The 20,614-nt window shown below is 72.3% G+C and carries 19 protein-coding genes; 9 read left to right on the top strand and 10 right to left on the bottom strand.

Features of this window, described 5'->3' with window-relative positions; translation table 11 throughout:
• Positions 1–5 precede the first annotated feature (5 nt).
• A complete protein-coding gene (locus HAV39_RS03115; protein ID WP_308440867.1) occupies positions 6–2,756 on the top strand; it encodes an FtsX-like permease family protein in 2,751 nt (916 codons plus the stop codon).
• 3 nt (positions 2,757–2,759) lie between these two features.
• Here HAV39_RS03115 and HAV39_RS03110 read toward each other — a convergent pair whose 3' ends face one another.
• Positions 2,760–2,966, bottom strand: a complete 207-nt coding sequence (locus HAV39_RS03110; protein WP_191837645.1) for a hypothetical protein — start codon at positions 2,964–2,966, stop codon at positions 2,760–2,762.
• A gap of 182 nt (positions 2,967–3,148) precedes the next feature.
• Between HAV39_RS03110 and HAV39_RS03105 the strand changes: the two genes are divergently transcribed.
• The 3 genes from HAV39_RS03105 to HAV39_RS03095 all read left to right on the top strand — a co-directional run bounded on the left by HAV39_RS03105 (position 3,149) and on the right by HAV39_RS03095 (position 5,653).
• On the top strand, positions 3,149–3,496 hold the full coding sequence (locus HAV39_RS03105; RefSeq protein ID WP_191837644.1) for a YciI family protein: 348 nt from the start codon (positions 3,149–3,151) through the stop codon (positions 3,494–3,496).
• 1 nt (position 3,497) lies between these two features.
• On the top strand, positions 3,498–4,703 hold the full coding sequence (locus HAV39_RS03100) for an RNA polymerase sigma factor (protein ID WP_191837643.1): 1,206 nt from the start codon (positions 3,498–3,500) through the stop codon (positions 4,701–4,703).
• A 125-nt stretch (positions 4,704–4,828) separates the two neighbouring features.
• The gene (locus HAV39_RS03095) at positions 4,829–5,653 is read left to right on the top strand and encodes a hypothetical protein (RefSeq protein ID WP_191837642.1); all 825 of its coding nucleotides are present in this window, start codon (positions 4,829–4,831) and stop codon (positions 5,651–5,653) included.
• 18 nt (positions 5,654–5,671) lie between these two features.
• On the opposite strand, the gene HAV39_RS03090 is transcribed toward HAV39_RS03095, so the two are convergent.
• Positions 5,672–6,325, bottom strand: coding sequence for an MBL fold metallo-hydrolase (locus HAV39_RS03090; RefSeq protein ID WP_191837641.1), 654 nt, complete (start codon positions 6,323–6,325; stop codon positions 5,672–5,674).
• Between the two features lie 145 nt (positions 6,326–6,470).
• A complete protein-coding gene (locus HAV39_RS03085; RefSeq protein WP_191837640.1) occupies positions 6,471–7,148 on the bottom strand; it encodes a GntR family transcriptional regulator in 678 nt (225 codons plus the stop codon).
• A 379-nt stretch (positions 7,149–7,527) separates the two neighbouring features.
• Between HAV39_RS03085 and HAV39_RS03080 the strand changes: the two genes are divergently transcribed.
• From HAV39_RS03080 to HAV39_RS03070, 3 genes are all read left to right on the top strand, one after another.
• Entirely contained in the window at positions 7,528–8,586 is a 1,059-nt protein-coding gene (locus tag HAV39_RS03080) for a 3-deoxy-7-phosphoheptulonate synthase (RefSeq protein WP_191837639.1), read from the top strand.
• Between the two features lie 131 nt (positions 8,587–8,717).
• Positions 8,718–9,572: an alpha/beta fold hydrolase gene (locus tag HAV39_RS03075; RefSeq protein ID WP_191837638.1), complete on the top strand. Its 855-nt coding sequence runs from the start codon at positions 8,718–8,720 to the stop codon at positions 9,570–9,572.
• A gap of 65 nt (positions 9,573–9,637) precedes the next feature.
• Positions 9,638–10,006 (top strand): VOC family protein, encoded by a 369-nt coding sequence (locus tag HAV39_RS03070; protein ID WP_191837637.1) that lies wholly within the window; start codon positions 9,638–9,640, stop codon positions 10,004–10,006.
• On the opposite strand, the gene HAV39_RS03065 is transcribed toward HAV39_RS03070, so the two are convergent.
• Entirely contained in the window at positions 10,007–10,255 is a 249-nt protein-coding gene (locus HAV39_RS03065; protein WP_191837636.1) for an SCO4848 family membrane protein, read from the bottom strand. It lies immediately after the preceding gene.
• Between the two features lie 18 nt (positions 10,256–10,273).
• Positions 10,274–10,732 carry an Lrp/AsnC family transcriptional regulator gene (locus HAV39_RS03060; RefSeq protein ID WP_191837962.1) on the bottom strand — a complete coding sequence of 153 codons (459 nt, stop codon included), beginning with the start codon at positions 10,730–10,732 and terminating at the stop codon, positions 10,274–10,276.
• Positions 10,733–10,817: 85 nt separating this feature from the next.
• Between HAV39_RS03060 and HAV39_RS03055 the strand changes: the two genes are divergently transcribed.
• A complete protein-coding gene (locus HAV39_RS03055; RefSeq protein ID WP_191837635.1) occupies positions 10,818–11,738 on the top strand; it encodes an SMP-30/gluconolactonase/LRE family protein in 921 nt (306 codons plus the stop codon).
• A 4-nt stretch (positions 11,739–11,742) separates the two neighbouring features.
• Here HAV39_RS03055 and HAV39_RS03050 read toward each other — a convergent pair whose 3' ends face one another.
• The 3 genes from HAV39_RS03050 to HAV39_RS03040 form a co-directional block, all read right to left on the bottom strand.
• Entirely contained in the window at positions 11,743–12,348 is a 606-nt protein-coding gene (locus HAV39_RS03050; RefSeq protein ID WP_239120374.1) for a TetR/AcrR family transcriptional regulator, read from the bottom strand.
• A gap of 153 nt (positions 12,349–12,501) precedes the next feature.
• Complete coding sequence (locus HAV39_RS03045) at positions 12,502–14,649, bottom strand: YhgE/Pip family protein (RefSeq protein WP_239120375.1); 2,148 nt, start codon at positions 14,647–14,649, stop codon at positions 12,502–12,504.
• On the bottom strand, positions 14,646–15,284 hold the full coding sequence (locus tag HAV39_RS03040) for an ATP-binding cassette domain-containing protein (protein WP_191837634.1): 639 nt from the start codon (positions 15,282–15,284) through the stop codon (positions 14,646–14,648). The genes HAV39_RS03045 and HAV39_RS03040 overlap by 4 nt, the downstream gene beginning before the upstream one ends.
• A 122-nt stretch (positions 15,285–15,406) precedes the next feature.
• Between HAV39_RS03040 and HAV39_RS03035 the strand changes: the two genes are divergently transcribed.
• Complete coding sequence (locus HAV39_RS03035) at positions 15,407–15,844, top strand: GNAT family N-acetyltransferase (RefSeq protein WP_191837959.1); 438 nt, start codon at positions 15,407–15,409, stop codon at positions 15,842–15,844.
• Between the two features lie 10 nt (positions 15,845–15,854).
• Here the strand turns inward: HAV39_RS03035 and HAV39_RS03030 are convergent, their stop codons facing one another.
• Together HAV39_RS03030 and HAV39_RS03025 are read right to left on the bottom strand one after the other, a co-directional pair.
• Complete coding sequence (locus HAV39_RS03030) at positions 15,855–16,853, bottom strand: LacI family DNA-binding transcriptional regulator (protein ID WP_191837633.1); 999 nt, start codon at positions 16,851–16,853, stop codon at positions 15,855–15,857.
• Between the two features lie 197 nt (positions 16,854–17,050).
• Complete coding sequence (locus tag HAV39_RS03025; RefSeq protein WP_191837632.1) at positions 17,051–20,509, bottom strand: galactose-binding domain-containing protein; 3,459 nt, start codon at positions 20,507–20,509, stop codon at positions 17,051–17,053.
• Between the last annotated feature and the right edge of the window lie 105 nt (positions 20,510–20,614).

Genomic DNA, 20,614 nt, shown 5'->3' with positions numbered 1-20,614 from the left:
TCACCATGATCTGGTCGCAGCTGCGTCGCCGGCTGTGGCGCAGCAGCGCGCTGTTCGCCGCGATCCTGCTGGCCACCACCGGTTTCACCGTGCTCACGGGCACCGTCAACACCTCGCGCCTGCAGGTCACCGGCGAGGTGGACGCGAACTTCCGCGGGGCCTACGACATCCTGGTCCGCCCGAAGGGCGCCCGCACCGCGGTCGAGAACGAGCGCGGCACGGTCGCGCCCAACCAGCTGTCCGGCACGAACGGCGGCATCACCACGGCGCAGTACCGCGCGATCCAGGCGGTGCAGGGCGTCGAGGTCGCGGCTCCGATCGCGACACTGGGCTCCACACTCGTCTCGAACACCGCGCAGGTCGACATCACCGATCTCGTGGACCGGTCCAAGCCCCGCCAGCTCATCCGGCTCGAGCCCACGATGCTCGCCGACCGCGGGCTGTCGAGCGCCCTGCGGGTCAGCCACTACATCTACGTCACCCAGCGGCCGCTCATCGGGCTGGACACCGCGAGGTCGACCGGCCCCACCGCGTACTTCACCGACGGCACCGCCCTGCCGCCCAGGGAGTATTGCGACACCGGCTCGCTGGAGGTGCAGGAGGACGGCACGAAGAAGCGCCTGTGCGGGGCGTCCCTGTCGAACTGGCCGGACGACTTCGGGGGCTTCCGAACCCCGCCGTTCGACGTCTACGGCCTACTGCCCGACGGCCGCTTCAGCAGCGGCGGCAGCGACCCGCAGTACGCCACGGATCGCCTGGTGGTCAACATCTGGTGGATGACGACCGTCGGGCTCGCGGCGGTCGATCCGGTGATGGAGGCACGCCTGCTGGGCCTGGACCAGGCGGTCGTGTCGGGCCGCTACCTGCGTCAGGACGAGACGGCCGACCTGGCGAAGAAGGTGCGGCTGCCCGTGCTGACCGCGGCCCGGCCGCAGGTCGACGAGACGCTGCGCGTCACCCTGGGCACCGTCGACGACGACCTGGTCCGCACGATCCCGGGCACCCGTAGCGACGTCCTGCACGCCAGACTCGGCAAGGCCGAGGCGGCACCGTCCGGGACGCGCACGTTCGAGACACGGCCTCCTCAGCCCGATCCCGCCTTGGAGACGCCGCTGGTGATCTTCATGTTCGTGCTGCGGAGCGGGCTGCCCCGGTACGACACGACCGCCGACGGCGGTTTGCGCCCCGTGGTCAGCGCCGCCGCTCCGGGCAGCTGGATCATCCACGGCCCGCTTCTCGGCGGTGGCGGTACACCGAGCCTCATCTTCGACACCGCCTTCCGCGACGTCGAACTGGCCAATCGTGAGTCGATGCTGTCCGCCGAACCCGTCGGTGTCTTCGACCCGGCGAAACTGCAGGGGTATTCGGAGCTGAGCCGGGTGCCTCTGGAGACGTACCGGTCGCCCGAGGCCGAGGGCGCCGACCCCCGCAGCCGCGAACTGCTCGGCGACCGGCCGCTGGCGCCGTCCAGCAACCCGGCCGGTTACCTCGTCTCCGCGCCGCAGCTCATCACGACGTTGGCCGCGGTGCCCGGCCTGCTCGGCGCGAAGGCGGCGGAGAACGCCATCTCGGCGGTCCGCGTTCGGGTCGCCGACGTGCAAACGCTCGATGAGCTGACCCGCGAGCGGATCCGCCGGATCGCCGAGGAGATCAGCACCACGACCGGCCTCGACGTCGACATCACCGTCGGCTCGTCGCTGCAGCGGCAGACCGTCGACCTGGCCGCGGGCACGCTGGGCCGACCCGAGCTGCGCCTGTCCGAGTGGTGGAGCCGCAAGGGCGTCGCCGTGGCGATCATGGAGGCGATCGACCGCAAGAGCGTGCTGCTGTTCGGCCTGATCCTGGTGGTCTGCGTGCTGTTCCTGGCCAACGCCACCACCGCCGCGGTCCGCGACCGCAGGCGCGAACTGGCCGTGCTCGCCTGCGTCGGCTGGCCCCGATACCGGCTCGCCGCCATGGTCACCGGCGAGGTCGCCGTCGTCGGACTCGCCGCGGGCCTGGTCTCCGCCGGACTCGCGGTCCCGCTGAGCCGGGTGGTGGACGTGCCCGCCGGAACATCGCAGGCGCTGCTCGCGGTGCCGCTGGCCCTGCTGCTGGCCGTGGTCGCCGCGGTCGTCCCGGCGGTCCAGGCCGCCCGGGCCCACCCCGGCACCGCGCTCGCCCCGCTGGTCTCCCCGGTACGCCGGGCGCGGCGCACGCGGACCGGGCACACCGTGCTGTCCGCCGCGCTGCGCAACACGCGGCGCAGGCCGGGCCGCACGCTGCTGGCAGCAGTCGCGGTCGCGCTCGGCGTCGGGGCGTTCACCACACTGCTGACCCTGACCTGGGTCTTCCACGGCAACGTCACCGGCACCCTGCTCGGCGACGCGGTGTCGCTGCGGGTCCGCGCCGTGGACACCGTCGCGGTGGCGGCGACCCTGGTGCTGGCCGTGCTCGCCCTGGCCGACGTGCTCTACCTCAACGTACGGGAGCGTTCGGCCGAGCTGGCGACGCTGCAGGCGGCCGGGTGGGGCGACGGGGCGCTGACCCGCCTCATCGCGTACGAGGGCGTGCTCATCGGCGCCGCGGGCGCGCTGGCCGGAGCGGGTGTCGGGCTGTTCTTCGTCGACCGGTTCGCCGCCGCCGTGCCCGCGACGGCCGTGGCGGCCACCGCCGCCGCGGCACTGGCCGGGGTGGCGCTGTCCGGGCTCGCCGCGGTGCTGCCCGCCCTGTCCGTACGCCGGCTGCGCCTGTCGACGCTGCTCGCCCAGGAGTAGCGCTCAGCCGTGGCAGAACGGGTGGACGTCGCCTTCGATCCGGCGCGTCTGCCCGTTCGGCGACTGCACGAAGAAGGCGCTGCCCTGCACCCAGGTGCGCTGCCCCGGGCGGACCAGCACCGTCTCGGACAGCTCCAGCACGTATTCGCCGATCGTCAGCACGCTGACCAGCAGTAACCGGTCGGCGACGACGGGCTCGGTGGCAGGCATGGAACTCTCCGGGGGGCGGGGAGCGCTCACGTTACCGCCGCACCCGCAGCTGCGGGAAGGGGTGCTGATCGATACGTGCGCCACACCACCGTCTTCTTTCGCGCCGGAGGGTGTCGATGCGGGCGGACCCTGTTCGTATGGAGGGTGGAGTGTCAGCCGCAGCCGAGACGAGGAGCGCCGTCATGAAGCAGTACCTGCTCAGCATCTACCAGCCCGACGGCGGGCCGCCGCCGCCCGAGGTCCTGGACCCCGTGCTGCGGGCCCTCGACGTGCTGAACGCCGAACTCGACGCGGCGGGCGTGACGGTCTTCAAGGACGGGTTGCTGCCGCCGGAGACCGCCACGGTGGTCCGTGCCAAGGGCGACGACATCCTGCTCACCGACGGGCCGTACGTCGAGGGCAAGGAGCACATCGGCGGGTTCTGGATCATCAAGGCGCCGGACCTCGACGCGGCGCTCGCCTGGGCGGCCAAGGCGGCCCGTGCGGTCACCCTGCCCGTCGAGGTGCGCCCGCTGCACTCCGAGGCCTGAGTTGGCCGACGTCGACGGCGTCTTCCGGGCGGAGTACGGCCGCGCGGTGGCCGTGCTGGTGCGCGCCTTCGGCGACATCGACCTCGCCGAGGAGGCCGTGCAGGACGCGTTCGCCGAGGCGGTGCGGCGCTGGCCGGACGACGGCGTGCCGCCGAGCCCGGCCGGCTGGATCATCACCACGGCCCGCAACCGGGCCGTGGACCGGCTGCGGCGCGAGGCCACCCGCGACGAGCGGCACGCGCAGGCCGCGCTGCTGCTCGCCCCGGACCCACCGGCCGAGGAGGGGCCCGTGCCCGACGACCGGCTCCGCCTGATCTTCACCTGCTGCCACCCGGCGCTCGCGGTCACCGCCCAGGTGGCGCTGACGCTGCGGCTGCTCGGCGGCCTCAGCACCGCCGAGATCGCGCACGCGTTCCTGGTGCCCGAGGCCACGATGGCGCAGCGCCTGGTCCGGGCCAAGAACAAGATCAAGGGCGCGGGCATCCCGTACCGGGTGCCGCGCGACGCCGACCTGCCCGGCCGCCTGCGCTCCGTGCTCGCCGTGGTCTACCTGATCTTCAACGAGGGCTACACGGCCAGCTCCGGGGACGCGCTGATGCGGGCCGACCTGTGCCAGGAGGCGGTACGCCTGGGACGGCTGCTCGCCGAACTGATGCCCGACGAGCCGGAGGCGCTGGGCCTGCTCGCCCTGATGCTGCTCGCCGAAGCCCGCCGGGCGGCCCGCACGACCGCGACCGGGCAGCTCGTGCCGCTGCCCGAGCAGGACCGCAGCTGCTGGGACCGGGCCCTGATCGCCGAAGGGCTGACCCTGGTCGGCCGGTGCCTGCGGCGGCGGCAGCCGGGGCCGTACCAGCTCCAGGCGGCGATCAGCGCGGTGCATGCCGCCGCCCCGGACGCCGCGTCCACCGACTGGCCGCGCGTGCTGGCCCTGTACGACCGCCTGCTGGCCCTGACGCCCAGCCCGGTCGTGGCGCTGCACCGCGCGGTCGCGGTGGCCGAAGTACACGGCCCCGGCCCGGCCCTGGCCGTGCTGGACACGCTCGACCTGGACGGTTACCACGTGTACCACGCGGTGCGCGCGGACCTGCTGCACCGCCTGGGCCGCGACCCGGAGGCCGCGGCCGCCTACCAGACGGCCGCGTCCCGCACCGCCAACGCGGCCGAACAGGAGTTCCTGCGCCGCCGCCGGCAGGCTTTGCCCGCCTGAGGCGGGCCCGCACGCACCACCGGCCCAGAACCGGTCCCTGGCGATCGAGTCCACTGCCGCGCGCGGCGGACCTTCCGCCGGAAAACAGGCCGACAGCGGGCGATGGTGATCGTTAAGGTCGCCGGATGGCATCGAACCTGGAATGTGTCGGCCTGGGCGTCTCCGACGGCGACGGGCTGTCCGCACTGATCGGTCAAGCGCTGGAGCGGGCCGAACTGCTCGGCGAGGTCGCCGGGACGTCCGTGCACGCGTGGCAGGACCCGAGCGGCGCCCGGCTCGTCGTGTCCACTCAGGAACGCACGGTCAAGGACCTGCTTCCCTCGTACGCCGGCACGCCCGGCGCGCGCCTGGCGGGGCTCCACGCGGTCAACGACGAGGTCGCCGTGGCCCACGTGGTCGACGCGGACGGCGAGACCCTGACCATGCTGGCCGTCGAGGTGGAGCAGCGCCGCCTGCTGTCCGCGGGCAAGCAGCCCGTGGACGCCGAGGCGGCCGTGGTCGCGCTCGGGGTCGACGTCACGGTGCACGCCGACGAGGCGGCGTTCGCGGCCTCGGACGCCAGTCTGCTCAGCCCCGGCAGCGAGCCCGGTGAACCGCCGGCCCACGTCGTCGAGCAGGGCCATCCGTGGCCGCCACGGATGGGCCCCGAGTCGTTCATCTCCTACGGCGTGTTCGGACCGCCCGAGCAGGCCGAGGCGTACGCCCGCCTGCACGGCACCGTGCTCTCCGCGCAGCGGCGCACGGTCGCCCTGACCGGCGGATCCTTCGTGGTCGCCCGGGTACGCACAGTCGGCTTCGAGGTCGACCTGTGCCTGGCCTCGGCCGACACCGCCGAGCTGCCCCGTCCGGGCAACGTCATCGGGGGCACGGTGTTCCTGGTCGCGTCCGTGCCCGCACTGGCCGCCGTCACACCCGCACGACGCTCCTGGCTGCCCTGGCGCAAGGGCTGACATCCGCGGCGGCCCGGGTCACCAGCCTCGGGTGCGCCACTCCGGCAGGGACGGCCGTTCGCGGCCGAGCGTGCTGTCCTTGCCGTGGCCCGGGTAGAACCAGGTGTCGTCGGGCAGCCGGGCGAAGAGCTTCGTCTCGACGTCGTGCAGCAGCGACGCGAATGCCTGCGGGTCGCCCCAGGTGTTGCCGACCCCGCCCGGGAACAGCGAGTCACCCGTGAACAGGTGCGGGTGGCCGTGCGGATCGCGGTAGAGCAGCGCGATCGATCCCGGGGTGTGCCCGACCAGATGGATGACCTCCAGCTCGACCTGCCCGACGCGGACGGTCTGTCCTTCCTCGATGGTCTGCGCCTTGACCGGCAGTTCCTCGGCGTCGTCGGGGTGCGCGACGGGCGTCGCGCCGGTCTGCGCCACGACCTCGGCGAGCGCCTGCCAGTGGTCGCCGTGCCGGTGCGTGGTCACCACCGTGGCCAGCCCGCCCTCGCCGACCAGCGCCAGCAGCGTGTCCGCGTCGTTGGCGGCGTCGATCAGCACCTGCTCACCGGTATGCCGGCAGCGCAGCAGGTAGGCGTTGTTGTCGTGCGGCCCGACGGACACCTTGCTGATGACCAGCTCGTCGAGCTCACGCACATCGGCAGCCGCCCCGCGGCTCACCTCTCCGGTATAGGACATGCCCGCAGACTATCCCCGCCACCGCGCAAGATCGCGACGATCTTGCGCGAACTGTTGCCCCTTTGCCCGTTTCACCCGTGTCGCCCCCACAGTTCACGCAAGATCGCCCGGGTGGGGGTGGGGTGGGGTGGGGGTGGGGTGGGGGTTAGAACAGGCGGGTCAGGATTAGGTCGAGGGCTTCCTCGGCGTGGCGGCGGGAGAGGTCGGCGGCGCGGTCCGCGTCGCGTTTGCGCAGCGCGTCGACCAGGTCCTGGTGTTCGGACTGGGAGGCGGTGATCTCGTCGGGGCGGTATTGGGCGGCGACCTGGTCGTTGAAGTAGTAGAGGTGGTTCTGCTCGATCACGCGGGCCAGGCGGGGGTTGTGCGCGGCCTCGACGATCAGGTGGTGGAAGCGGTCGTTGAAGACCACGAACTCGTCGGGCGGCCCGCCGGCCGACCAGGTGTCGCAGTGTGCGGCGATGGCGGCGAGTTCGGCGTCGGTGGCGCGCTGGCAGGCGAAGCGGGCCGCGAAGGACTCCAGCGCCATTCTGACCTCGTAGATGGCCACGATCTCGTCACGGCCGTGCTGGCGCACGATCCAGCGGCGGCGGTGGGACACGATCAGCCCGTCGGCGGCCAGCCGCTGCAGGCTCTCCCGGATGGGCGTGCGGCTGACCTGGAGCTTCTCCGCGATCACCGCTTCGACGAGCGGCTCGTTGGGGCCGATCTTGCCCAGCACGATCTGGTCGCGCAGCCAGCGGTAGACGTTGTCCGACAGGGTGCGCGTGGCGTGCATCGGCTCAGCGGGCAGTTCTTGCCGCGGCTCAGCATCTGCTGGGGGCACCTGGCCGCCTCCTCGTCGTGTCCGTCTCGAGCGCCCACAGTAAACGTATCGACGTGACGGCTGCCATGAGTCCATCACCACAGCCACGCTCGGCTCGGCCTGCCCGCACGGAGGTGTCGGCCCTCCTGTCCGGTTCCGGTGGGACAGCAGTCTGGATCGATGCCGTCACATGGGGTAGGCTTCCCCCGTGGTTCGCATGTATTGGCGCTTTACGCTGGCTCTGGGTGGAGCCGGCGGTTCTGTGCGCTGACCGCGATTCCACCCAGAGCCAGCAGGGCGAAGACGTCTCGTCTTCGCCCTTTGCCATGTCATGGACGGGCTGGCCTGGGACATTCCGAGGTGCGGGGCCCGTCCCCCCACGGAACCGGGAGACGCTCCGATGACCCAGACCAACGACGTCCACGTCCTGTCCTTCGAGCCGCTGCGGCCGCCGCGCGAGCTGCTCACCGAGCTGCCGCTCGGTGAACATCGCGCCGCGCTGGTGGAGCGGTCCCGCCAGGAGGTGCGCGACGTGCTCACCGGTCGCGACGACCGGCTGCTGGTGGTGGTCGGCCCGTGTTCGGTGCATGACACCGAGGCGGCCATGGACTACGCCCGCCGGCTGGCCGAGGCCGCCAAGCAGCACTCCCGCGAGCTGTGCGTGGTGATGCGGGTCTACTTCGAGAAGCCACGCACCACGATCGGCTGGAAGGGCCTCATCAACGACCCGGGGCTGGACGGGACCTACGACGTGCACCGCGGGCTGCGCACCGCGCGGGCGCTGCTGCTCGACATCCTCGACCTGGGCGTGCCGGTGGGCTGCGAGTTCCTCGACCCGACCAGCCCGCAGTACATCGCCGACGCGGTGACCTGGGGCGCCATCGGCGCGCGGACCATCGAGAGCCAGGTGCACCGCCAGCTGGCGTCCGGCCTGTCCATGCCGGTCGGGTTCAAGAACACCACCGACGGCGGTGTGCAGGGCGCGATCGACGCCTGTGAGGTGGGCCGCAACAGCCACGTCTTCTTCGGGGTGGACACCGACGGCCGGGCCGCGATCGTCACCACCACCGGCAACGAGGACTGCCACGTGATCCTGCGCGGCGGCCGCAGCGGCCCGAACTACGGCCCCGAGTCGGTGGCCGCGACGCTGGCCATGACCGAGAAGGCCGGCCTGAAGCACCGCCTGGTCATCGACGCGAGCCACGGCAACAGCGGCAAGAGCCACGAGCGCCAGGCCGTCGTCTCCGACGAGATCGCGGCGCAGATCGCGGGCGGCCAGGCCGGCATCGCGGGCGTGATGCTGGAGAGCTTCATCGTCGCGGGCCGCCAGGACCTCGACTCCGGGCAGCCGCTGACCTACGGCCAGAGCGTGACGGACGCCTGCATGAGCTGGGAGACCACCGAGCAGACCCTGGCCACCCTGGCCCACGCCGTCACCGCCCGCCGCGCGGCTGCCTGACCTCCCCACCCTTCCAAGATCGCCGTTTCCGGTCGCCACCTCGGGTCACACCGCGGGTGCCGACCGGAAACGGCGGTCTTCGTTTGCCCGCCTGCCGTGTCGCGGCCGCGCGCCGGGCAGTTCGGCATGGTGTGGAGATCCCCAAGGTCACGCACCGGTTCGTCGACGTCGACGGGGTGCGCGTGTTCTATCGCGAGGCCGGTGATCCCGGTGCGCCGACGCTGCTGCTCCTGCACGGCTTCCCCAGCTCCTCGGCGCAGTTCCGGCGGCTGATCGACGCGCTCGGCGGCCGCTGGCATGTCGTCGCGCCGGACTACCCCGGGTCCGGGCAGACCGAGGTCCCGGCGGGGTTCACGTACACGTTCGAGCGGCTGGCCGACGTGATCGAGGGCTTCGTGGCGCGGCTCGGCCTGCACCCGTTCACGCTGTACACCTTCGACTTCGGCGGGCCGGTCGGGATGCGGCTGGCCACCCGGCATCCGGAGTGGATCGCGGGCCTGGTCGTGCAGAACGCCAACGCGTACGACGAGGGCCTGTCCGACCTCGCCCGCGGCCTGACCGGACACCGGCCCGGCGTGCCGGGCGCGCGCGAGGCGGTCGCCGAGATCCTGGTGCTCCCGGTGACCCGCGGCCAGTACGAGGGCGGCACGAGCGACCCCGAACTGGTCGCACCCGACAGCTGGACCCTGGACCAGCACTACCTGGACCTGCCCGGCCGCAAGGACGCCCAGATCGACCTGTTGCTGGACTACCACACCAACGTCGAGCTGTACCCGGACTGGCAGCGGTGGCTGCGCGAGCACCGGCCGCCGACCCTGGTCCTGTGGGGCACCGGCGACGCGTTCTTCCTGCCCGCCGGCGCCCGGGCCTACCTGCGCGACCTGCCCGACGCCGAGTTGCACCTGTTCCCCACCGGGCACTTCGCGCTGGAGGAATGCCTGCCCGAGATCGCCCCGCTGATCGCCGGATTCCTGGACCGGATCTGACCGGAGGATCGACACCCCCGCTCGGCGTGAGCCCGCCGTCGGCGGCCGCCGTTAGATTGGCAGGCATGCTCGATCACCTGTCGATTCAGGTCGCCGACGTCGAAGCGGCCGCCTACTTCTACGACACCGTGCTGGCGCCGCTCGGCGGGCGGCGCATCCTGGAGTTCGGCGACGTCATCGGCTACGGCGTCGACCGGCCGGTGTTCTGGCTCGGCCCGGTCACCACCGAGGGCGTCGCCCGCGAGGCGCACATCGCCTTCGTCGCCGCCGACCGGGCCTCGGTCACCGCGTTCTTCGCAGCGGCCACCGGCACCGGCGCGGAGGTGCTGCACGAGCCGCGGGTGTGGCCGGAGTACCACGAGCACTACTTCGGGGCGTTCGTCCGCGACCGCGACGGCAACAACGTCGAGGCGGTCTGCCACCTGCCCGGCTGATCAGTCCTTGGGGCGGGCGGCCCGCAAACCCCTGACGCCGAGCACGCCGACGGTGGTGCCGATGGCCAGCGAGGCCCCGATCAGCAGCGCGTGCACCCACAGGAAGCTGGTCGGCGAGCCGTCGCCGGACACGCCGGTCGACCAGGCCCGCGGGTCGTCCCAGATGGCGAGGGCGAACCGCGGCCAGATCAGCCAGGTCCACACACCGACCGCGATCAGGAACAGCGACCAGCCCCGCGACAACCTCATAACCGGCGAGTATGCCAGTCAGCGCGGGTACGGCCGCACCGAGACCGGCCGCTCGAAGAACGTCTCCAGCGCCACGACGGTCTGCGTGCCGGTCACCCCCGGCACCGCGAAGATCTCCTTGAGCACCGCCTGCAGCTCCTCGGTCGTCGCAGTCCGGATCTTGGTGAGCACGGACGCGGCGCCCGCGGTGATGTGCGCCTCCTGGATCTGCGGGATGGCGCGCAGGGCGTCGGCGGTCTCGGCGTCGCCCATCCACGCGTTCGCCTCGATCAGCACGAACGCGAGCACGCCGCGCCCGGCCGCATGCGGGTCGACCTCGACCGTGCTGCGCCGGATGACGCCCCGCTCCCGCAGCTTGCGGACCCGGTCGTGGGCGGCCGCGCCGGACAGGCCCACCGCCTGACCCAGCGCGGTGTACGCCCGCGTCGCGTCCTCCTGCAGCAGCGCGATCAGCGTGCGGTCGATCTCGTCCATGATCGTTCACTCTCTGGAGCCTTTGACAGAACCATGTTAGGTGATGTTAGCGTCAGGACGAACATTGTTAAGCCTTGGGAGGCACATCATGGGTGCGCTGCTCGCCACCGACACCATCCCCGCCCAGCTCGTGACGCTCGATCCGCGCTTCGAGTGCAACGGCGACGAGCGCGTGCAACGGCTCTTCACCGGTGGCCGCTGGCTGGAGGGGCCGGTCTACCACCCGGCCGGGCGATACCTGCTCTGCAGCGACATCCCCAACGACCGCATGCTGCGCTGGGACGAGACCACCGGCACGGTCGGCGTCTTCCGGCAGCCCGCCGGCCACACCAACGGGCACACCCTGGACGGGCAGGGCCGGCTGGTCAGCTGCGAGCAGGGCAACCGCCGGGTCACCCGCACCGAGCACGACGGCAGCATCACCGTGCTGGCCGACAGCTGGCGGGGCAAGCGGCTCAACAGCCCCAACGACGTGGTGGTCCACTCCGACGGCGCGGTCTGGTTCACCGACCCGCCCTACGGCATCACCAGCGACTACGAGGGCAACCGCGGGGTCAGCGAGATCGGCGGCTGCCACGTCTACCGGGTCACCCCCGGCGGGGACCCCGAAGCCGTCGTCCTGGACGCCGAGCGGCCCAACGGCCTCGCGTTCTCCCCCGACGAGCGGCGGCTGTACCTGGCCGACACGCGCCGCAAGCACATCCGGGTCTTCGACGTCACCGCCGAGGGCGGACTGACCGGCGGCGACGTGCTGGCCGAGTGCGACGCGGGCTCGTTCGACGGGCTGCGCGTGGACGACCGCGGCATGATCTGGGCGGCGGCCCACGACGGGGTCCACTGCTACCACCCCGACGGCACCCGGCTCGGCCGGATCCTGCTCCCCGAGATCGTGTCCAACCTGGTCTTCGGCGGCCCGAAACGCAACGTGCTCTACATGACGGCGAGCACCTCGGTGTACGCGATCAGGCTGACCGTGAACGGCTGCACTCCCCCGTGGGCGCGCCGCTGAACGGTCAGGGCCGCACGTTGACGGCGGCGCGGCTGCGCACGATGGCCAGCACCGCCGCCTCGACCTGCTCGATCGGCTGCTCCGGGGTGAACACCAGCCAGTCCAGCGCCACCACCAGGCACACGCCGAACAGCGCCGAGGCGGACAGGCGCACGTCCAGGTCCGGGGCGAAGTCGCCGCTGTCCACGCCCGCGCGCAACGTCGCGGCGATCACGGTGATCGCCTCCTCGCGCAGCAGGCGCAGTGTCTGCTGCCAGTCGCGGTGGGTGCGCCACATCTCCGACAGCAGCAGCTGCGCGAACGACCGGTAGCGCTGGATGAACGCGAGCTCCGCGCGGACCAGAGCCTCGACCGCGGCGGTCGGCTCCCGCCCGGCGACAGCGGACTTGAAGTCGTCGGTGAGCAGGCCCACCCCGTACCGCAGCAGCTCCTCGAACAGCACGCTCTTGGAGGCGAAGTTGTAGTAGACGGTCCCCTTCGCCACCCCGGCCCGCTCGGCGATCTGATCCACCGTCGTGTCGGAGAACCCCTGCTCCGCGATCAGCGCCATGGTCGCCTCGAACAGCTTCTGCCGCGTCGCATCCCGCCGCGCACTGCGCCCATCCGCCACGCCCACAGCCTCCTCGATCACTCAGCGCCCGCCCTCCCTGCCCGCAGTTTCGGGGAAACTGCTGCCGGCGGCGCACCGATTCGCGCACTTTCCCCGAAACTGCCGGCCGCCGCGGGTATGCCCCCACCGTGCCACATCGGCCCTGCGGGCAGGTCACATGGTGAGGGCGGGGTGGAGTTTGTCGGGGGTGAGGCGGCGGGCTCGGGAGGCGGTGAGGGTGGTCAGGGTCAGGGCGAGGGCGGCGACGGCGAGCAGGACGGTGACCCCGGTGACGACGGTGGTCGTGGAGCCGCCGAGGATGAGGCGGCGCAGGCCGTCGACGACGTAGGTCATCGGCAGGTACGGGTGGATGGCCTGGAAGAAGCCGGGGCTGGTGGCCACGGGATAGGTGCCGCCCGAGCCGGTGAGCTGGAGCATCAGCAGGATCAGGGCGACCAGGCGGCCGGCCGAGCCCAGTGCCGCGCCCAGCAGTTGCAGCACGGCGGTGAAGGCCAGCATCGTGGCCAGCAGGTAGCCGTACATGCCCCAGGGGTGTGCGGGGTCCAGGCCCAGCGCGAGCAGCAGCACCGCGTACAGCACGGTGGTCTGCGCGAACCCGACCGCGACCGCGGGCCGCCAGCCGGCCAGCGCCACCCGCCAGGCGGGCGCGCCGGTCATCAGGTGCCGCCGGGTCACCGGCCGCAGCAGCATGTACGTCAGCATCGCGCCCACCCACAGCGCCAGCGCCACGAAGTACGGCGCGAACCCGGCCCCGTACGCGGCGGCCGCGTGCCACACGTCGCGTTCCAGGGTCACCGGCGCGGCCAGCACCCCGGCCCGCTGCGCCCGGGTGTCGGCGTCGTAGCCCGGCACCTGCGCCGCCCCGTCGGACAGCCCGTCGGCCAGCGTGCGCGCCCCGTCGTCGAGCCGGGCGAGCCCGGCGGCCAGTTCCCCCGCCCCGCCGGAGAGCCGGACCAGCCCGCCGTCGAGCTGCCGGGCCCCGGTGGACAGCCGGTACAGGCCGCCGTGCAGCGACTTCGCGCCCGCGGCGGCGTCCGCGACCCCGCCGTGCAGCCGGTCCGCGCCGGTGGACAGCGTGGCCAGTCCCGCGGCCAGCTCGTCGACGCTGCGCCGGGCCGCGGCGACGTCGTCGGCCAGGTGCGGGGCGGCCTCCGCCACCGCGCGCGCGGCCGCCGCGACCTCGGTCAGCTGCGCCTTGACCTGCGGCAGCCCGGCGTCGTCGAGCCGGTCGGCCAGGTCCCGCGCGGTCTCCGCCGCGACCGAGGCGGCCCGGTGCGCGGCGAGGAAGGCCGGGTCGTCGGCGAGTTCCGGGTGCGCCCGCGCGAGCGCGTCCAGCGACGTGACCACCTCGGCGGTGCGCCGCACAGCCTGGTCCGCGAGCTGCGGCAGCGCGTCCAGGTGTTGCGCGAGCGCCTGCGCCGCCGTCGCGACGGCGTTCGCACCCTGCTCGATGGTGTCGGCGTGCGCGCGCAGCACCGGCTCGACCCGGTCGGCGACACCGTCCACCGTGGACGCCAGCCGAGCACCGCCTGCGGCGGCCCGGGCCGCGCCGTCGGCGAGCTGTGCAGAACCGGCCTCCAGCGTGGCCAGGCCACCGGCCAGCTCGCGGGAGCCGGACTCGGCCTGTGCCAGCCCGTCGGCGAGGGTGCCCGCCCCGGCCTGGGCGCTGTGCGCGCCGTCGGCCAGCGCGTCCGCGCCGTCCTGGGCATCGCTCGCGCCCCCGGCCAGCTCGCCGGCGCCGTCGGCCGCGTCGCCCAGCGCCGACTTCACGTCGCTGAAGCCGATCAGCATGCCGTCGAAGTACTTCGCCGCCGCCGACTCGGCCGCCGCCGCCCGGATCTCGGTGAACGCGCTGCGGGCCAGCATCCCGGAGATGTAGTTGACCCCGTCGTCGCTGACGACGGTGAGCTGCCCGGCCCGTGCCGTCGCCGCCGGATCCGGCCCGGTGACCAGCGCCGCCGAGAAGTCCGCCGGGATGCGCAGCATCAGCTGGTAGGTCCCGTCCCGCAGCCCGTCGGCCGCGTCGGCCGCGTCCACCCGCCGCCATCCGAAGACCTGCCGCTGCTCCAGCTCCTCGGCCAGGTCCCGCCCGGCGTGCACCTGCCCGCCGTCCGGGTCGCGCGCCGCCTCGTCCTCCAGCACCAGCGCCACCGGGATCCGGTTCATGTTGCCGTACGGATCCCAGAACGCCCACAGGTACAGCGCCCCGTACAGCAGCGGCACCAGTGTCAGCACCACGAGCGCGGCCCGCGTCATCCGGTGCCGCCGGAACCGCCGCAACTCCAGCCTGCCCAGACTCACCGCCCCACCCCCACCGGCGAAAGGAAGGGCACCTTCACATCGCTGTGCGATGTGGAAGGTGCCCTTCCCATCCCCCACGAAGCGGAAGCGCTGGTCAGGGTGGCGCTGTCGCGGCACACCGCGACGACGGCGCGGCCGGTCGCGTCGAGGTCGCTGAGCAGGGTCCGCGTCTCGGCGGGGGTCAGGCCCACGTCGATGTCGTCGATGAGCAGCACGTCGGGGTCCTCCAGCAGGGCAAGCTTGATCATCAGGCGGTGCCGGTCGAGCGGGGACAGCTCCCGGACCAGGTCGTCGGACTCGCCCGCGAGCAGGGCGTGCCGGCCGCGGCGGTGCCAGGGCCGGGCCAGGCCGAGCAGGCGCAGCCGCTCCCCGACGTGCTCGGCGACGGTGAGCGCGGGTTCGGGCTCGTTGACGCCGGGGACCAGGCCGAACGCCGTACGCCCGCGGGTCAGGGTGCCGTGGCTGGTGCGGAAGCGGCCGCCGAGCGCGAGCAGCGCGCTGGTCCGCCCGCCGCCCGCGGGGCCGGTCAGCGTGACCAGCTCACCGGCGTGGACCACCAGGTCGAGATCCCGGAAGACCCACCCCCGGCGGGTACGCAGTCCGAGCCCCTCGGCCCGCAGCAGTGCCGGCTCCACGCCGCCCCCAAAGTATTTGAACTGACCAGTCGGTCTAAATACTGGCTCACGAGGCGAGAGGAGCGGAAGTGAGCGTGAGGCGTCTCACCGACTACGATCCAGAGGTGATCTCGGCAGAGCCAATGATCTTCCGTACGGCGAGCTTCCAGGATCTGGACGCCAGCACCCTGTACGCCCTGCTCAAGCTGCGGGTGGACGTCTTCGTCGTGGAGCAGTCGTGCCCCTACCCGGAGCTGGACGGCCGCGACGGCGAGCCCGGCACCCGGCACCTGTGGTACGAGGTGGACCGCAGGCCCGTGGCCTACCTGCGCATGCTCGAAGACGCCGAACCGGACGGCCCGGTGTGCCGCATCGGGCGTGTGGTGACCGCCCCCGAGGCGCGCGGCGACGGCCTGGCCGGGCAGCTGCTCACGGCCGCACTGGCCGCGGTCGGCGAACGCCCCGCCGTGCTGGACGCGCAGGCGCACCTGGCGAAGTTCTACGCCAAGTACGGCTTCGCCCCCAGCGGCCCGGAGTTCCTCGAAGACGGCATCCCGCACGTGCCGATGCGCCGGGGCTGAGCCCCGGCGCTCAGGCGGAGGCGGCGACCACCGCGGTGGAGCCGCGCACGACCAGCTCGGGATCGAACAGGTACTCGTCCGGGGCGACCTCGCCGCCGTCCACCTGCGACACCAGCATGGCCACCGCGGCGGTGCCCATCGCGCCGATGGGCTGGCGCACCGTCGTCAGCGGCGGGTCCGTGCAGGCCATGAAGAGCGAGTCGTCGTATCCGACGACGGAGATGTCCTCCGGCACGCGCAGCCCCATCCGGCGCACCGCGCGCACCGCGCCCAGCGCGAACACGTCGGAGGCGCAGACCAGCCCGGTCACGCCCTCCTTGATCAGCCGCACCGCCGCGGCCTGCGCCGCCTCCATCGAGTAGATGGTGCGCGCGACCGGTGGGTTCTTCTGCCCGGTGCGCTTGCGGAACGCGGCGAGCTTGCGCGCCGACGGCACGTGATCGACCGGCCCGAGCAGCAGCCCGATCTTCGTGTGCCCGAGCGACGACAGGTGCCCGTAGGCCTGGTCGACCGCGACCGCGTCGTCGGCCGCCACGACCGGGAAGCCCAGTCCGTCTATGGCCGCGTTCACCAGCACCACGGGCAGGCCGCGCTGGCGCAGCCGGTGGTAGTGCTCGTGCTCGGCGTCGGCCTGGGCGTAGAGACCTCCCGCGAAGATCACGCCGGAGACCTGCTGCTCCATCATGATGTCGACGTACGCCGACTCGGCCACGCCCTCCTCGGTGCGGGTGCACAGCACCGGGGTGAAGCCCCGCTGCGCCAGCGCCCCCGCCACGATCTCGGCGAACGCCGGGAAGATCGGGTTCTGGAGCTCGGGCAGCACCAGGCCGACCAGGCGGGCCCGTTCCCCGCGCAGCTTGGTGGGCCGCTCGTAGCCGAGCACGTCCAGGGCGGTCAGTACGGCGGTGCGGGTCGCTTCGGAGATGCCGGGCTTGCCGTTGAGCACACGGCTCACCGTCGCCTCGCTCACCCCCACGTACTTCGCCACTTCGGCGAGTCTGCGCGTCACGCCGGTCACTGTAACCGGTCGGCCGCGTGACGGTTGCCGGGCGAACCGGTAAACGGGATCACGCTTCGGCCAGGGCCGACCCTCCTGCCGGTGTTAAGAAGGGCACCTTCTACAACGCGGAGCGATGTGAAGGTGCCCTTCCTTTCACTCGACCGGTGGAGAGGGCCGCTCACCCTCTCCACCGGGGTTCGGGTGGGTTACGAGGCGTAGACCTCGTACTCCGAGAGCTGGCCGGCGGGCCAGCCCGTGTTGCCGGTGAAGCTCAGCCGCAGGTAGCGCTGGCTCGTGGCGGTGAAGGTGATGGTCACGGTGTTGGCCGAGGACGGGTTGAAGACGTACCCGGCCGAGGCCTTGACCGTGCTGTAGGAGGAGCCGTCGGTGCTGCCGAGGACCGACAGGGTCTGGGTGCGGGTGGCCCAGGCCGCCGCGGGCGGCAGCTTGAGCACCACGCGGGAGACCGAGGTCGTCGCGCCGAGGTCCACCGTGATGGTCTGCGGCCAGGCGTTGTTCAGCGACTCCCAGTAGGAGTTGGCGTTGCCGTCGACCGCGTTGCCCGCGCCGTACACGTCGGCGTGGCCGCTCTCGGTCACCGGGCGGTTCAGCGCCAGGTTGGTGTTCGCGACGATGCCGTTGCCCGACAGGTTGATCGTGTGCGGGCTGCCGGTGGCGTTGCTGGTGAAGCTGACCGTGCCGGCGCGGGCCCCGGAAGCGGTCGGCGTGAACGTCACCGAGATCGTGCAGGACGCACCCGCCGCCAGCGAGGAACCGCAGGTGGTGGTGCGGGCGTAGTCGCCGGTCACGGTCACCGAGCCGAGCGTCGCCGAGGCCGTGCCGGTGTTGGTCACCGTCACCGACTGCGCGCCGCTGGTGCTGCCGACGGTCTGGTTCGCGAACGACAGGCTCGACGAGGACAGGCCGATGGCCGGGGTCTGCGGGGGCGGGGTGCCGTTGCCGTACACCTCGAACTCGCTGAACTGCCCAGCGGGCCAGCCGGTGTTGCCGGTGACCGTCACCCGGACGTAGCGGCGCGACGCGGCGGTGAAGTTGATCGTCGCGCTGTTGCCGGTGGCCGGGTTGAACGTGTAACCGGCCGAGCCCGCCAGGCTGCTGAAGTTCGAGCCGTCCGTCGAGCCCAGCACCTGCAGGGTCTCCGTCCGGGTGCCCCACGACGGGGGCAGCTTCAGCACGACCTGGTTGACGGTCGCGCTCGTGCCCAGGTCGACCGTGATCGACTGCGGGAAGGCGTTGTTGTTGCTCTCCCAGTACGTGTTCACGTCGCCGTCGACCGCGTTGCCCGAGGCGTACGACTGCGTGTGGCTGGTCTCGGTGGTCGGGCGGCCCGCGGCGAGGTTGCCGTTGGGGTTGAAGCCCGAGCCGGTCAGGTTCACCACGTGCGGGTTGCCCTGCGCGTTGCTGCCCACGGACAGCTGCCCGTTGCGGGTGCCGGTCGCGGTCGGCGTGAACGTCACCGAGGCGGTGCAGCTCGCCCCGGGCGCCAGCGTCGTGCCGCAGGTGGTGGTCCGGGCGAAGTCACCGCTGACGGCGACGCCGCTCAGGTTCGCGGTGACGGTGCCCGGGTTGCTGACCGTGACCGTCTGCGCGGCGCTGGTGGTGCCCACGTTCTGCGTGCCGAAGACCAGGCTCGACGTGCTCAGGCTCAGCTGCGCCGAAGGCGGGGCAGGCGAGCTGGGCGGCGGCGGGCTGTTGCTCGGCGGGGTGGAGCCGCTGGTCCAGACCGGGGTCGGCCAGATGCCGGTGCAGGCCGGCGGGTTGGCGTACCAGCCGAAGTTGGCGCCGATCTGGGTGATCTGGAACGACGGGCCCACGCAGTTGTGGATCGGGTTGGACTGTGCGATGCCGGACGCGGTCACGTTCTCGAACGTGGCCTGGCCCTGCGACTGCACCTGCAGCGCGTACGTGCCCGCGCCGATGATGCGCACGTTCTTGAAGTGGATGCCGCTGGCCCCGCCCTCGATCCAGTGCAGCGCCGCGTACGAGCTGTCCAGGATGTCGGTGTCGGTGATGTTGAGGGTCGCCCCGGCGATGGGCTCGTTGAGGCCGGAGAACCAGATCGCGCCGACGCCGAAGTTCCAGTTGTAGTCGGAGTTGCCGGCCCGGATCAGGGTGTTGCGGGCGATGGTGAAGGTGCCCGCCACGGCCGTGCCCTGGCCCGAGTTGACGCCCGGGTAGCGGTTGCCGATGTGGATGCCGCCGCCGTTGGTGATGGTGTCCGCGACCACGTTGTCCGTGATCTTGATGTCGCGGCCGCCGTACGACACGATGTTGTTCGCCAGGATCGTCACGCCGACCGTGTTGAACGAGAACGTGTTGTTGACGTTCGGGACGCGCTCGGGCCACATGGCCAGGCCGTCGTCACCGGTGTTGCGCACGAACGTGTTGGTGACCGTCGAGTTGGTGACGCCGGTGTGGAAGTTCACGCCGTCGGCGGTCTGGTCCAGGATCACGCTGTTCTTGATGGTGAAGTTGTCCATCGGGCCGTCCATCCAGGCGCCGACCTTCGTGTGCTGCATCCACACGCTGTCGACCACCGAGTTGGTCATGGCCCCGCCCATGGCGTTGACCTGGTCGTCGTCCACCCGCTCGCGGACGTCGCCGATGATGGCGAAGTCCTTGAGGGTGACGTTGCGGCTCGGGCCGCCCGCCTCGTGGGCGCGGATCTCGCCGCCGTAGCCGCCGCCGGCGACGTACTTGCCGTAGACGCCGACCGCGCGGTTGCGGTTGGTGGGGTGGCGGCCGGTGAGCACCGAGTGCCACATGCCCGCGCCCTGCAGGGTCACCCCGTCGACCACGATGTGGTCCCAGACGGTGTAGGTGCCCGCGGGGATCCAGACGACCCGGCCCTGCGCCTTGCCCGCGTCGACCGCGGCCTGGAACTTGGCCGTGTTGTCGGCGGTGCCGCCGGTCGGGTCCGCGCCGAAGTCGGCCACCACGTCGATCGCGTTGGTCGGCTTGGTCTTCGGGCCGCCGACGACCTCGAAGTCGGCCAGGTCGATGGTGAACGTCGGCGACTGCGCGGTCGAGTTCACCTGCAGCCGGATCTTCGTGCCGATCGGGTAGGTGCTGCCGAGCAGGCTGCGCTGCTCGTCGTAGAAGTGGTGCGGGTTGGTGTCGCCCGGGTTGTTGTTGAACGGGTAGCCGCCGTAGTACCAGCCGTACTTGGAGGTCACCGGGACGCTCTTGAGGAAGTTCCCGTTGACCCGCAGGTCGATGGTGGCGTCGCGGCCGGTGCCCGCGGCGTTGTCCGGCAGGCTGTACCGGAAGTTGATGGAGTCGGCGGGCGCGGTGAGGGTGAACTCGACGTACTCGCCGACGGCGTCGAGGACCACGGCCTGGCGGCCGGACGCCTCCGAGGCCAGCTGGCCGTAGTAGCGGGTGTGCGCCAGGACCGTGCCGTTGGTGGGCTGCTCCTCGGCCTCGAACTCCTTGAACGCGACGGTCGCGCCGCGGCCCGCGATCGAGAACGGAGAGATCGACGCGACCTGCTGCAGGTCGGGGCCGGCGGTGCCGAAGGAGGTGACCGCGACCAGCGCCACGCCGGCCAGCAGCGAGCTGGCGGCCGCGGCGGCCAGCCCGGTGCGGCGGCGGGGCGCTGCCACGCGGCCCGTCGGTGCGGATGGGGTGCTGTGCTCGTTCATTGCCTGTGCTGCCTTCCGGTGGGGACGGTGGACCGGAGCGGAGTGAGGCGGCGCGATTCGGGGGTGACGCGCCGCCACGGCCTTGGCGATGCTGAGCTGCGGGCT

This window comes from Catellatospora chokoriensis (genome assembly GCF_011297315.1).
Taxonomy (GTDB): domain Bacteria; phylum Actinomycetota; class Actinomycetes; order Mycobacteriales; family Micromonosporaceae; genus Catellatospora; species Catellatospora citrea.
This window is presented reverse-complemented; position numbering and strand designations above follow the sequence as displayed.

Coding starts and splice junctions, on each gene's coding strand:
- HAV39_RS03080 (WP_191837639.1), top strand. CDS start 7,528: ATGACCCAGACCAACGACGTCCACGTCCTGTCCTTCGAGCCGCTGCGG.
- HAV39_RS03090 (WP_191837641.1), bottom strand. CDS start 6,325: ATGTCCTATACCGGAGAGGTGAGCCGCGGGGCGGCTGCCGATGTGCGT.
- HAV39_RS03105 (WP_191837644.1), top strand. CDS start 3,149: ATGAAGCAGTACCTGCTCAGCATCTACCAGCCCGACGGCGGGCCGCCG.
- HAV39_RS03065 (WP_191837636.1), bottom strand. CDS start 10,255: ATGAGGTTGTCGCGGGGCTGGTCGCTGTTCCTGATCGCGGTCGGTGTG.
- HAV39_RS03095 (WP_191837642.1), top strand. CDS start 4,829: ATGGCATCGAACCTGGAATGTGTCGGCCTGGGCGTCTCCGACGGCGAC.
- HAV39_RS03025 (WP_191837632.1), bottom strand. CDS start 20,509: ATGAACGAGCACAGCACCCCATCCGCACCGACGGGCCGCGTGGCAGCG.
- HAV39_RS03070 (WP_191837637.1), top strand. CDS start 9,638: ATGCTCGATCACCTGTCGATTCAGGTCGCCGACGTCGAAGCGGCCGCC.
- HAV39_RS03110 (WP_191837645.1), bottom strand. CDS start 2,966: ATGCCTGCCACCGAGCCCGTCGTCGCCGACCGGTTACTGCTGGTCAGC.
- HAV39_RS03115 (WP_308440867.1), top strand. CDS start 6: ATGATCTGGTCGCAGCTGCGTCGCCGGCTGTGGCGCAGCAGCGCGCTG.
- HAV39_RS03055 (WP_191837635.1), top strand. CDS start 10,818: ATGGGTGCGCTGCTCGCCACCGACACCATCCCCGCCCAGCTCGTGACG.
- HAV39_RS03035 (WP_191837959.1), top strand. CDS start 15,407: ATGATCTTCCGTACGGCGAGCTTCCAGGATCTGGACGCCAGCACCCTG.